The organism is Agrobacterium sp. DKPNP3 (assembly GCF_052686535.1).
On the sequence record NZ_JBQYSN010000064.1, the window covers coordinates 17753 to 30019 of the forward strand.

Consider the following 12267-nt stretch of genomic DNA (forward strand, 5'->3'; position numbering starts at 1 on the left):
TTGCTGCATGGCGCTTTCTTGCATATGGTACGCGCCACTCTATCCATTCAAACGGCAACTCAGGGAGGGATGAATGGCGCCGCGAAAATCAGCGACCGTATCCGGCCGGAAGACAACGGCAAAGTCCGCAACCGAATTCACCGGCAAGAACAGCCCGGACTTCTCGAAGGAAGAAGAGCTTCACGCCTATCGTGAAATGCTGCTGATCCGCCGTTTCGAAGAAAAGGCCGGCCAGCTCTATGGCATGGGCTTCATCGGTGGTTTCTGTCACCTCTACATCGGTCAGGAAGCTGTCGTCGTCGGCATGCAGATGGCGCAGAAGGAAGGTGATCAGGTCATCACCGCCTATCGCGACCACGGTCACATGCTCGCCTGCGGCATGAGCGCCCGTGGCGTCATGGCCGAACTGACCGGCCGCAAGGGCGGCCTGTCGAAAGGCAAGGGCGGCTCCATGCACATGTTCTCGAAAGAGAAGCATTTTTATGGCGGTCACGGCATCGTCGGCGCACAGGTCTCGCTCGGCACCGGCCTCGCATTCGCCAACCGCTATCGCGGCAACGACAACGTCTCCGTAACCTACTTCGGTGACGGCGCGGCGAACCAGGGTCAGGTCTACGAGAGCTTCAACATGGCCGCTCTCTGGAAGTTGCCGATCATCTATATCGTCGAAAACAACCGTTACGCCATGGGCACCTCGACCGCCCGCGCAACCGCACAGTCGAACTATTCGCTGCGCGGCCAGTCCTTCGGCATCCCCGGTATCCAGGTGGATGGCATGGATGTGCGCGCCGTCAAGGCCGCAGCCGATCAGGCGCTGGAACATTGCCGTTCCGGCAAGGGTCCGATCATTCTCGAAATGCTGACCTACCGTTACCGCGGTCACTCCATGTCCGACCCGGCGAAGTACCGTTCCAAGGATGAAGTGCAGAAGATGCGTTCGGAACATGATCCGATCGAGCAGGTGAAGGCACGCCTTCTGGAGCAGGGCTGGGCCAGCGAAGACGAATTGAAGGCCATCGATAAGGATGTCCGTGAAATCGTTGCCGACAGCGCCGACTTCGCCCAGAACGACCCCGAGCCGGATGCATCCGAGCTCTACACCGACATTCTGCTCTGATCGGGAAAGGGAAACCCATGCCTGTAGAAATTCTTATGCCCGCCCTTTCCCCGACCATGGAGGAAGGTACGCTTTCCAAATGGCTTAAAAAGGAAGGCGACAAGGTCACCTCCGGCGACGTGATCGCGGAGATCGAAACCGACAAGGCGACCATGGAAGTGGAAGCCGTGGATGAAGGCGTCATCGGCAAACTGCTGATCGATGCCGGCACCGAAGGCGTCAAGGTCAACACCCCGATCGCCGTGCTCATCCAGGAAGGCGAAAGCGCCGACGACATCTCGTCCGCTGCCAAGAAGGAAGAACCGAAGGCCGAAGCAGCCAACTCGGGTTCTGATGCCGCCGGCGGCAAAACCCGCGAAGCCACCGAAGAGCCGAGCGCTTCCAAGGAAGCCGCGAAGGTTCCGGCAGCACCCAAGATCGACGTTGCCGCCGACCCGGACATTCCGGAAGGCACCGAAATGGTGACGACGACGGTGCGTGAAGCGCTGCGTGACGCCATGGCTGAAGAAATGCGCGCCGATGAAAAAGTCTTCATCATGGGTGAAGAGGTCGCCGAATATCAGGGCGCCTACAAGATTACCCAGGGCCTGCTGCAGGAATTCGGCGAGCGCCGCGTCATCGACACCCCGATCACCGAACACGGCTTTGCCGGCATCGGCGTCGGTGCAGCCATGACCGGCCTGAAGCCGATCGTCGAATTCATGACCTTCAACTTCGCCATGCAGGCGATAGACCAGATCGTCAACTCGGCGGCCAAGACCCTTTACATGTCGGGCGGCCAGATGGGCGCGCCGATGGTGTTCCGTGGTCCTTCGGGTGCTGCTGCCCGCGTTGCGGCCCAGCACTCCCAATGTTACGCCGCATGGTACAGCCATATTCCGGGCCTCAAGGTCGTCATGCCCTATACGGCTGCCGATGCGAAGGGTCTTTTGAAGGCAGCTATCCGCGATCCGAACCCGGTCATCTTCCTCGAGAACGAAATTCTCTATGGCCAGAGCTTCGAAGTGCCGAAGCTCGATGATTTCGTGTTGCCGATCGGTAAGGCGCGCATTCATCGCAAGGGCAAGGATGCAACCATCGTTTCCTTCGGTATCGGCATGACCTATGCCGTCAAGGCTGTTGCGGAACTGGAAAAACTCGGCATCGACGTCGAATTGATCGACCTGCGCACCATCCGTCCGATGGACCTGCCGACCGTTATCGAATCGGTGAAGAAGACCGGCCGTCTCGTTACTGTCGAAGAAGGTTTCCCGCAGTCATCGGTCGGTGACTTCATCTCCAACCAGGTCCAGCGCGCTGCTTTCGATAATCTCGACGCGCCAATCCTGACGATTGCCGGCAAGGACGTTCCGATGCCTTACGCGGCCAATCTGGAGAAGCTGGCGCTTCCGAATGTCGATGAAGTCGTCCAGGCCGTCAAAACCGTCTGCTACAAGTAAGGGGAGGCGTTTCGATGCCTATCAATATCACCATGCCTGCCCTTTCTCCGACGATGGAAGAGGGCAATCTGGCCAAGTGGCTGGTCAAGGAAGGCGACAAGGTCGCTCCCGGTGACGTGATCGCCGAGATCGAGACCGACAAGGCGACCATGGAAGTGGAAGCCGTGGACGAAGGCACCGTTGCCAAACTGGTCGTGCCGGCTGGAACGGAGGCCGTGAAGGTCAACGCTCTCATCGCAATCCTCGCCGCCGATGGCGAGGATGTGGCCGAGGCGGCAAAGGGCGGCGATGCCGCTCCTGCCAAGGCTGAGGCAAAGGCGGAAGCTCCCAAGCAGGATGCCGTCAAGGCGGAAGCGCCGAAGGAAGAGGCTGCCCCGGCAAAGGCGGAAAAGCCGGTTGCCGACCAGCCTGCTGCTTCGTCTACGCCAGCGCCGGTTTCCAAGTCTGGCGAGCGCATCTTCGCGTCGCCGCTTGCGCGCCGTCTTGCCAAGGAAGCCGGTCTTGACCTGTCGGGCGTTTCCGGTTCCGGCCCGCATGGCCGTATCGTCAAGACCGACGTCGAAAAGGCTGCCGCCTCCGGCGGTGCGAAGGCTGCGCCAAATGCCGCTGCTCCATCCGCAGGCACACTGGCTCCGGCGCTTGCCAAGGGCCAGTCGGACGAGGCCGTTCTCAAGCTGTTCGAAGAAGGCTCCTACGAGCTTGTGCCGCATGACGGCATGCGCAAGGTCATCGCCAAGCGTCTGGTCGAATCCAAGCAGACGGTTCCGCATTTCTACGTTTCCGTGGATTGCGAGCTGGATACGCTTCTGGCGCTGCGCGCTCAGCTCAACGCCGCTGCCCCCGAAAAGGACGGCAAGCCGGCCTACAAGCTGTCGGTCAACGACATGGTCATCAAGGCGCTGGCGCTGGCGCTTCGTGACGTGCCTGACGCCAACGTCTCCTGGACGGAAAGCGCCATGGTCAAGCACAAGCATTCGGATGTCGGCGTTGCCGTGTCCATTCCCGGTGGCCTGATCACGCCGATCATCCGCAAGGCTGAGCAGAAGTCGCTCTCCACCATCTCCAACGAGATGAAGGACTACGGCAAGCGCGCGAAAGAACGCAAGCTGAAGCCTGAGGAATATCAGGGCGGCACGACCGCCGTGTCCAACATGGGCATGATGGGCGTAAAAAGCTTCTCGGCTGTCATCAACCCGCCACATGCCACCATCCTGGCCGTCGGCGCGGGTGAAGAACGCGCTGTCGTCAAGAATGGCGAGATCAAGATCGCCAATGTCATGACGGTCACGCTCTCCACCGACCACCGCTGTGTCGATGGCGCGCTCGGAGCCGAACTGATCGGCGCCTTCAAGCGCTACATCGAAAACCCGATGGGCATGCTGGTTTGATCGGAGAGTGAGATGGTGAAGTCGGTCCTCTGCTTTGGCGATTCTCTTACCTGGGGATCAAATGCGGAAACGGGTGGCCGGCACAGCCATGACGATCTTTGGCCGAGCGTCTTGCAGAAGGCGCTCGGTCCTGATGTGCATGTGATCCACGAAGGGCTGGGCGGTCGCACTACCGCTTATGACGATAACACCGCCGATTGCGACCGCAACGGCGCGCGGATTCTTCCGACGTTGCTGCACAGCCATGCGCCGCTTGATCTGGTGATTATCATGCTCGGCACCAACGACCTGAAACCATCGATCCATGGATCGGCAATTGTCGCCATGAAGGGTGTCGAACGGCTGGTGAAACTCACGCGCAACCACATCTGGCAAGTCCCGGACTGGGAGGCGCCTGACGTGCTGATCGTCGCGCCGCCGCCGCTGTGCGAGACGGCCAATCCGTTTATGGGCGCGATCTTTCGCGATGCGATCGATGAATCGGCGATGCTGGCCTCCGTTTACCGGGATCTGGCCGACGAGCTCGATTGCGGCTTTTTCGATGCGGGTTCCGTGGCGCGCACGACGCCGGTGGATGGTGTCCATCTCGATGCTGAAAATACGCGGGCCATCGGACGAGGGCTGGAGCCCGTCGTCCGCATGATGCTCGGACTTTAAGAACAATTCCCGGTCGTGGCGCTGCTCGCGACCCGATAGGACAAGGCAGGATTTCCAATGGCTCAATCATATGACGTCATCATCATCGGTTCGGGACCGGGCGGCTACATTGCCGCGATCCGCGCAGCCCAGCTCGGCATGAAGGTTGCCGTCGTGGAGCGTGAGCATCTGGCCGGCATCTGCTCCAACTGGGGCTGCATTCCCACCAAGGCTTTGCTGCGCACCGCCGATGTCATGCACACCGCCACCCACGCCAAGGATTATGGCCTGACGCTGGAAGGCTCGATCAAGCCGGACGTCAAGGCAATCGTGGCGCGCTCGCGCGGCATTGCAGCCCGCATGAACAATGGCGTCGGTTTCCTGTTCAAGAAGAACAAGGTCGATATCATCTGGGGTGAAGCCAAGATCACCAAGCCGGGCGAGATCGTCGTCGGCAAATCCACCAAGCCGGTGGTTCAGCCGCAGGGGCCCGTGCCGAAAAACACGCTGGGCGAGGGCACTTACACTGCCAAGCACATCATCGTCGCAACGGGCGCCCGCCCGCGCGCGCTGCCAGGCATCGAGCCCGATGGCAAGCTAATCTGGACCTATTTCGAGGCGATGAAGCCGGAAGAAATGCCGAAGTCGCTGCTCGTCATGGGTTCGGGCGCCATCGGCATCGAATTCGCCAGCTTCTACCGTACCATGGGCGTCGACGTGACCGTGGTTGAAATCATGAGTCAGGTCATGCCGGTCGAAGACGCCGAAATCTCTGCCTTCGCCAAAAAGCAGCTCGAGAAGCAGGGCATGAAGATCCATCTGGAAACCAAGGTTTCCAAGGTGGAGAAGGGCGCGAACTCCATCACCGCGACGCTGGAGAAGAAGGACGGTTCTTCCGAGAAGATCACCGCAGATCGGATGATCTCCGCCGTCGGCGTCGTTGCCAACATCGAGGGCATCGGCCTTGAGGCTGCTGGCGTGAAGACCGATCGCGGCTTCATCGTCATCGACGGTTACGGCAAGACCAACGTGCCCGGCATCTACGCCATCGGCGATGTCGCGGGTCCGCCGCTGCTCGCCCACAAAGCTGAGCACGAGGCTGTCATCTGCGTCGAAAAGATCGCCGGTCTACCGAATGTGCATCCCATGGACAAGCTGAAGATTCCGGGCTGCACCTATTGCAATCCGCAGGTCGCTTCTGTCGGTCTCACTGAATCCAAGGCCAAGGAACAGGGCCGCGACATCCGCGTTGGCCGCTTCTCCTTTGCGGCAAACGGCAAGGCTGTCGCGCTCGGCGAAGACCAGGGCATGGTCAAGACCATCTTCGACAAGAAGACCGGCGAGCTGCTCGGCGCACATATGGTGGGCGCGGAAGTCACCGAACTCATCCAGGGCTTCGTGGTCGCCATGAATCTGGAGACGACCGAAGAAGACCTGATGCACACGATCTTCCCGCATCCGACCATTTCCGAGTCGATGAAGGAAAGCGTGCTCGACGCCTATGGCCGTGTGCTGAACGCATAAGTGCCCCGTGATGCCCGGCATTGTCTAACCATGCCGGGTGTCCCATATGTCTCGATGAAGCCTTAAGGCGGGGCTGTTGTTTCAGGGAGCGTGGGAATGGAAAGTGTAGGCTGGATTGCAGCAATCATCATCGGCGGTCTCGCCGGCTGGCTTGCGGGCAAGCTCATGGATATGCGCTTCGGTATTTTCATGAACATCGTGCTTGGCATTGTCGGTTCGGTGGTGGCCGTTGCGGTGCTGCGAACCTTCGATGTCTTCGTACAGGATAGCAGGCTCGGTTATTTCGTCACCTCGTTTCTCGGCGCAAGCCTGTTGCTGTTCATGGCAAAGCTCGTGCGGCGCTGACAAGGCTTCGTGACCGGAAGGGGCTTACGCTTTTTCTGGAATTGTTCTAAAGCATCGCACCAAAGATGTCTGGATCGCCAAGGGCGGTGGAAGCAGGTTTTTATGGTCACTATTCTCGACAGGACGTCATCCGACGAAAAGCGTATCCGCCACCCGGAAAAGGCGCACAAGCCCGATACCGAGGTGATGCGCAAGCCCGAATGGATCCGCGTCAAGGCGCCGACCTCGAAGGGTTACCACGAGACACGCGAGCTGGTGCGCAGCCACAAGCTGGTGACCGTGTGCGAGGAAGCCGGCTGTCCAAATATCGGCGAATGCTGGGACAAGAAACACGCGACCTTCATGATCATGGGTGAGATTTGCACCCGTGCCTGCGCCTTCTGCAATGTCGCGACCGGCAAGCCCAATCCCCTCGATATGAACGAGCCTGAGAACGTCGCCAAGGCCGTCAAGCAGATGGGCCTTTCCCACGTCGTCATCACCTCTGTCGACCGTGACGATCTTGCGGATGGCGGCGCTGAACATTTCGAAAAGGTCATCTGGGCGATCCGCGCCGCGTCTCCGACGACGACCATCGAAATCCTCACGCCAGACTTCCTGAAGAAGCCCGGCGCTCTGGAGCGTGTCGTCGCCGCCAAACCTGACGTCTTCAACCACAATATGGAAACCGTTCCGGGCAATTACCTCACGGTTCGTCCGGGTGCGCGGTACTTCCACTCCGTGCGCCTGTTGCAACGGGTAAAGGAACTCGATCCAACCATGTTCACCAAGTCTGGTATCATGGTTGGCCTCGGTGAAGAGCGCAATGAAGTGCTGCAGCTGATGGATGATCTGCGCAGCGCCGACGTGGACTTCCTGACCATCGGCCAATATCTGCAGCCGACCCGCAAACACCACAAGGTTGAGGCTTACGTCACGCCCGAGGAGTTCAAGTCGTACGAGACGGTGGCCTATACCAAGGGCTTCCTGATGGTCTCTTCCAGCCCGCTGACCCGTTCTTCCCACCATGCCGGTGACGATTTCGAGCGCCTGCGCGCGGCCCGCGAAAAGAAGCTGCTGGTGGCTGCGGAGTAAGCAAGCTCAGGTAGGGCAGTTTCGCGTCCATGGTGCGTCTGTCACTCTATCATTCCGGCCTTAAGACGGAATTTCGCCGACGCGCGTCGGAGCGGCGGCAAGGCTTTTGAGCCCATAGACTTTGGCTTGCTGGATAATGGCTGAAGGCCGTTAAGGCGGAAACTGAAGCTATCCTGATCACTCACGCCATGAGCTTTTCCGGCCGATGCGCGCGCATGCACAGGGCAACGCTCAGCACGACGGCGCAGATTGCGATGGCTTCGATCGATGTCGGCCCGCGCCCTTCCCACAGAAACCCATAGAGCAGCGCAAACAGGGTTTCGAACAGGATCATCTGCCCGACCATGGTCAGCGGGAGCATGCGGCTCATGCGGTTCCAAAAGGCGTTACCGAGGATGGACGCCGTGAAACCCAGCCCGGCGGCGATGGCGGCGAAATGAAGCCAGTCTGCTGCGTCGTGGGTTCCTGACCCGAATGCGAAGGCAGGAATGGCAAGGGCTAGCGCCAGTGCGCCAGTCACAACACCGGTCATCATGTTCCAGTCGTCGGCGCTGACGTCCTTCAGTCTCGAAAGCCAACGCGCGTTACCGACGGCAAAGGCTGTCCAGGAGGCCAGCGCGCCGAGCGCGCAGATGAGGCCGACGACACGGGAGACGTCCAAACCACCGTCGCTCTGCATGAGCGATTGCCACGAAATGCCGACAATGCCGATGGCGCCAAATAGAAGCGACGGCCAGAGCCGGCGTAGCGAAACGGCGCCATGGTCGCGACTGCCGATGATGGTCACGGCAACAGGCAGGAAGCCGATGATGATGGAGGTAAAGGCAACGCCGCTCAGTTTAACGGCAGTCGAGATGAAGACGTAGTAGACGATATTGCCGATCATGCTCAGCCAGGCGAGCGCTATCCACTCCTGTTTGCCGAAGCTGGCTGAAACCTGCCTCATGCGCGGCCCGATAATGGCAAGCGAAATCAGCCCGTAGGTCAGGTATCGCGCCGTTGACAGTTGCAGGGCTGAAAAATCGGGCACGAGTTTGGGGGCGAGAAAGATGCCGCCCCACATAGCCCCTGCCAGCATGCCGTAAAAAACACCGAGACCTGTCCTGTTCATGTCCTGCCACATCCGCATTGCCATCAGCCTGCGGTGTGCCACAGCCGTCACAGGCTGTCTTGACAAAAACTCCTGATGCCTACGGCCGCCGGTTCAATGGATACCGCGGCTGCGACGATAGGCAGCCGGTGTTTCGCCAACGATATGGCGCATCGCGCGGGTCAAAGCCGTCTGGTCTGAAAACCCGGCGCGGAGCGCAATTTCAGCGATTGTAAGGCTCGGGTTTTGCAACAGGGCGCAAACTTTGCGCATGCGAAGCCCGGCCAGCCAGCGGTGAGGCGAAAGCCCGAACTCCTCGATAAACAAGGCATGAAGGCGACTTTCGCTGATCGATACGCAGGTCGCCAATCGATCGATCGTCCATGGAGAGAAAGGTTCTGCTTCCACCAGCGCAGCCAGGCTGTTCAAGCGCGCGCGTATCCCGGTTTTTTCTCCGGCAAGACTGTCGATGAGCAGGGGTGCCCAAAGCCCGACGACATCGTCGCGACATCCGTCTAAGCCGATGACCCCGCGCATAAAGTCGATCAAATGCCGTGTATCCGAGGCAACATCGAGGAATGGATTGTGCGATAGCTTTTCGAGGGCCCGTTCGGAAATCCTATGTTCATCGAGCTCGACCACCAGCGAACGGTTGCCCGCCGTCTCACGTTGCGCATGGGACGTTCCGGAGTGAATGAAGACCCCGCGTGCGCAAGACAGTTCCTCCTGCCGGCCAGCGACATCGATCCACAGACGGCCGCGAACCGGAAGAACGATCTGCACGAAGCCGTGTCGCTCGTCGGGCCTTTCCTGCCGGTAACTTCTGATGTGGGCCGATGCGCCTGTCATCACACGATATTCCATGGTGCAAAGAAATGGCCGCCTCGGAAAGCGGCCCTTCAGCATCTGATTATGACATCGCCCTGAAGTAAGTGCCAGCCGCCTTTGTCAGTCGGCCATAACGGCCCTAACGATCAAACATCTTCCTTGGCGGTCGACTCGCCACGCTTGCGCTTGCGCAGAACCGGCTTGTTTTCTCTCGCCTCGCATTTTGCGACGTCGATCAGATAGGCAAGCATGGGCATTTCGTTCATCGATGCCAGTTGTTTGGCGGATTCGAGAAGGTTGATGATACTGGAAAAATCGTCCATCGGCTCACTCAGTGGCTCAAAGCGTTGTTTGTGGGTCTGTACCCAGAGATGAAGAGGCGCGGGGAAATTGGGAGGGCCCGGCGCGTTTGCATCCAATGGGTGTAATATTAGTCGCAATTAAATAGCAATCCCAGGCGAGGGGTTGCAATAGTCAATTTTCCGTAACCGCCATGCGCCGCCGTCATGGTACCGGATTGCGCGGCGGTAACTGTTGAACACGCGGATGAGGTCACGGACAATGCCGAACTACCTTGATGCTGCCGAAGAAGCCGCCGGAATCATCGCCAAGGCGCAGCGCATCATGGTCGTCGGCTGTTCTGGCGGCGGCAAATCAACGCTTTCGCGCAAGCTTGTACAGCGTTTCGGCTTTGAATACATCTCGATGGACCGGGAGATTTTCTGGCTTCCCGGTTGGCAAGCCCGCCCTCGGCCCGAACAGCGTCAGATCATAGCCCGCATCGTTTCCCGCGAACGGTGGCTGATGGACGGAAGCAATCCGTCGTCATTTGATCTGCGTTTGCCCCGAACTGATATCGTCATCTGGGTCCGTATGCCGCGCTGGCTTTGCCTCTGGGGCGCAATCAGTCGAATCATCAAGGGATTTGGCAAAGCCAGACCCGAGATGGCCGACGGTTGCCCGGAAAGGCTCGACGGCGCATTTCTCCGCTACATCTGGAATTTCGAGAGGCGTCACGCACCGATCTTTGAGAGAAACTTCGATCTTTATGGGCCTGATGTGCCAATCTGGCAGGTGAAAAGCAGAAAACAGACGCGTCGCCTCCTTGATCTTCTGCATATCGAGGATTAACTGCCGCTCATGCCCAAGTTTGAAACGCATCGTTTTGTCAAACATTCTCCAGACCGCATGTACGACCTCGTGGCGGATGTGGAGAAATACCCGCAATTCCTGCCCCTATGCGAGGCTCTCACCGTCCGCTCCCGCAAGGAGAGGGATGGCAAAGAGCTACTGGTGGCCGATATGACGGTCGGGTACAAGGCGTTTCGCGAGACCTTTACCACACAGGTTCTGCTAAACCCCGCAGAACGCGCGATCGACGTGAAATATATCGACGGCCCGTTCCGGTATCTCGACAATCGCTGGCGATTCGAGGCGACGGAAAACGGCTCGACGGTGCATTTCTTCATCGATTACGAATTCAAGAACCGGCTGCTCGGCGCGGTCATGGGCTCCATGTTCGACCGCGCCTTCCGTATGTTTGCCGAAGCCTTCGAAGCACGTGCCGATAAGATTTATGCTGACACGGCCTGATTGATCTCGGTCAGCATTTCAAGCGCGGTTCTGACCGTTGCCAGCCTGACAGCCGTGCGGCCGATGTCGCCGTACCGCATCTCACGGTGCAGGATCGTCCCGCGGCGGGACTGGGCGGCAAGGTGAACCAGACCAACGGGCTTATCGACGGATCCGCCGCCTGGACCGGCGATACCAGTGACAGCCACCGCAAAATCGGCCCGCGACCGAAACAGTGCGCCGTGGACCATCTGCAGCGCGGTCTCTCGCGACACCGCACCGAAAACCCTCAGTGTTTCAGGAAGCACACCGAGCATGTCCATCTTCGCCTCGTTGGTATAGGTGACGAACCCACGATCAACGACGGCGGAAGAACCGGCAATGTCCGTCAGAGCACCGGCGATCAAGCCGCCCGTGCAGCTTTCCGCCGTCGCTACCATGAAGCCGCTGGCACTGAAGTCCGCGATGATCCGCTGCGCGATGTCCTCAATCTCTGCCGGAAAGAGGCTCACAACGGTCTGCCTTTGTACACGACCGTGGCCGTGGCGATCGCTGCGATGCCCTCGCGGCGGCCAACAAAGCCGATCGTCTCATTGGTTGTCGCTTTTACCGAGCAGCGCTCCAGCGCGATGCCGAGCATGTCGGAAAGCGCTTCCCGCATGGCCTGCCGATGCGGCCCGATCCGCGGTGCTTCAGCGATCAGTGAGACATCGGCATTCATGATCGTGCCGCCATTGTCCCGCACCACCTTGGCCGCATGTTCGAGGAAAATGCGCGAGGCGGCCCCCTTCCATTGCGGATCGGAGGGCGGGAAGTGATCGCCGATGTCGCCGGCGCCGCAGGTGGCAAGCAGTGCATCCGTCAACGCATGCAGCGCCACGTCGGCATCGGAATGGCCTTTCAGTCTCTGATTATGTTCGATGAAGACGCCGCATAGGGTCACGCCATCTCCGGCCTCCAGCTGGTGCACGTCGTAGCCATTGCCGGTGCGAACGTCCGGCAATCCGAGAGAAAGCTTTTCATCGGCCATGGTGATATCCCGCTTGAGTGTAAGTTTGACATTATCGACCGACCCGTCGGTCAACATCACAGGGATGCCAGCCCATTCGGCAATCGATGCATCGTCGGTGAAGTCCGTTTTGCCGGAAGCAGCAGCGGCGCGATGGGCGGCCAGGATGTCGCGATAAGCGAAACTCTGCGGTGTCTGCGCCGCATAAAGCCCCTGCCGGGACACCGTCTCCACGGCGTGTCCGT

The 12267-nt window shown here is 59.5% G+C and carries 14 protein-coding genes; 9 read left to right on the top strand and 5 right to left on the bottom strand.

The genetic code is table 11. The annotated features are described in order from the left end of the window. Positions 1–73: 73 nt before the first annotated feature. The 7 genes from pdhA to lipA all read left to right on the top strand — a co-directional run bounded on the left by pdhA (position 74) and on the right by lipA (position 7523). The gene (pdhA, locus tag ACUTJJ_RS17070; RefSeq protein ID WP_445542870.1) at positions 74–1117 is read left to right on the top strand and encodes a pyruvate dehydrogenase (acetyl-transferring) E1 component subunit alpha; all 1044 of its coding nucleotides are present in this window, start codon (positions 74–76) and stop codon (positions 1115–1117) included. A gap of 17 nt (positions 1118–1134) precedes the next feature. Next, entirely contained in the window at positions 1135–2556 is a 1422-nt protein-coding gene (locus ACUTJJ_RS17075; protein ID WP_445542871.1) for a pyruvate dehydrogenase complex E1 component subunit beta, read from the top strand. 14 nt (positions 2557–2570) lie between these two features. Continuing rightward, the gene (locus ACUTJJ_RS17080) at positions 2571–3944 is read left to right on the top strand and encodes a pyruvate dehydrogenase complex dihydrolipoamide acetyltransferase (protein ID WP_445542872.1); all 1374 of its coding nucleotides are present in this window, start codon (positions 2571–2573) and stop codon (positions 3942–3944) included. A gap of 12 nt (positions 3945–3956) precedes the next feature. Next, positions 3957–4601, top strand: coding sequence for an SGNH/GDSL hydrolase family protein (locus tag ACUTJJ_RS17085; protein ID WP_209088511.1), 645 nt, complete (start codon positions 3957–3959; stop codon positions 4599–4601). Between the two features lie 57 nt (positions 4602–4658). Next, positions 4659–6104, top strand: a complete 1446-nt coding sequence (lpdA, locus tag ACUTJJ_RS17090; RefSeq protein ID WP_445542873.1) for a dihydrolipoyl dehydrogenase — start codon at positions 4659–4661, stop codon at positions 6102–6104. 96 nt (positions 6105–6200) lie between these two features. Beyond that, positions 6201–6449 carry a GlsB/YeaQ/YmgE family stress response membrane protein gene (locus tag ACUTJJ_RS17095; protein ID WP_063949028.1) on the top strand — a complete coding sequence of 83 codons (249 nt, stop codon included), beginning with the start codon at positions 6201–6203 and terminating at the stop codon, positions 6447–6449. 102 nt (positions 6450–6551) lie between these two features. Then, a complete protein-coding gene (gene lipA / locus ACUTJJ_RS17100; protein ID WP_063949027.1) occupies positions 6552–7523 on the top strand; it encodes a lipoyl synthase in 972 nt (323 codons plus the stop codon). 181 nt (positions 7524–7704) lie between these two features. On the opposite strand, the gene ACUTJJ_RS17105 is transcribed toward lipA, so the two are convergent. The 3 genes from ACUTJJ_RS17105 to ACUTJJ_RS17115 form a co-directional block, all read right to left on the bottom strand. Beyond that, positions 7705–8634, bottom strand: coding sequence for a DMT family transporter (locus ACUTJJ_RS17105; RefSeq protein WP_445542874.1), 930 nt, complete (start codon positions 8632–8634; stop codon positions 7705–7707). 93 nt (positions 8635–8727) lie between these two features. Beyond that, entirely contained in the window at positions 8728–9462 is a 735-nt protein-coding gene (locus ACUTJJ_RS17110; RefSeq protein ID WP_445542875.1) for an AraC family transcriptional regulator, read from the bottom strand. A 125-nt stretch (positions 9463–9587) separates the two neighbouring features. Then, positions 9588–9764, bottom strand: coding sequence for a hypothetical protein (locus tag ACUTJJ_RS17115; RefSeq protein WP_172801604.1), 177 nt, complete (start codon positions 9762–9764; stop codon positions 9588–9590). Between the two features lie 238 nt (positions 9765–10002). On the opposite strand from ACUTJJ_RS17115, the gene ACUTJJ_RS17120 reads away from it, so the two are divergent. Continuing rightward, positions 10003–10572, top strand: a complete 570-nt coding sequence (locus tag ACUTJJ_RS17120; protein ID WP_445542876.1) for an AAA family ATPase — start codon at positions 10003–10005, stop codon at positions 10570–10572. 9 nt (positions 10573–10581) lie between these two features. Then, entirely contained in the window at positions 10582–11034 is a 453-nt protein-coding gene (locus tag ACUTJJ_RS17125) for a type II toxin-antitoxin system RatA family toxin (RefSeq protein WP_445542877.1), read from the top strand. Here the strand turns inward: ACUTJJ_RS17125 and ACUTJJ_RS17130 are convergent. Beyond that, positions 11016–11525 (bottom strand): CinA family protein, encoded by a 510-nt coding sequence (locus ACUTJJ_RS17130; RefSeq protein WP_445542878.1) that lies wholly within the window; start codon positions 11523–11525, stop codon positions 11016–11018. The genes ACUTJJ_RS17125 and ACUTJJ_RS17130 overlap by 19 nt on opposite strands. Then, positions 11522–12267: 2-C-methyl-D-erythritol 2,4-cyclodiphosphate synthase (ispF, locus tag ACUTJJ_RS17135; protein ID WP_445542879.1), on the bottom strand; the 746-nt coding region annotated here is incomplete at its 5' end. The genes ispF and ACUTJJ_RS17130, both read right to left, overlap by 4 nt.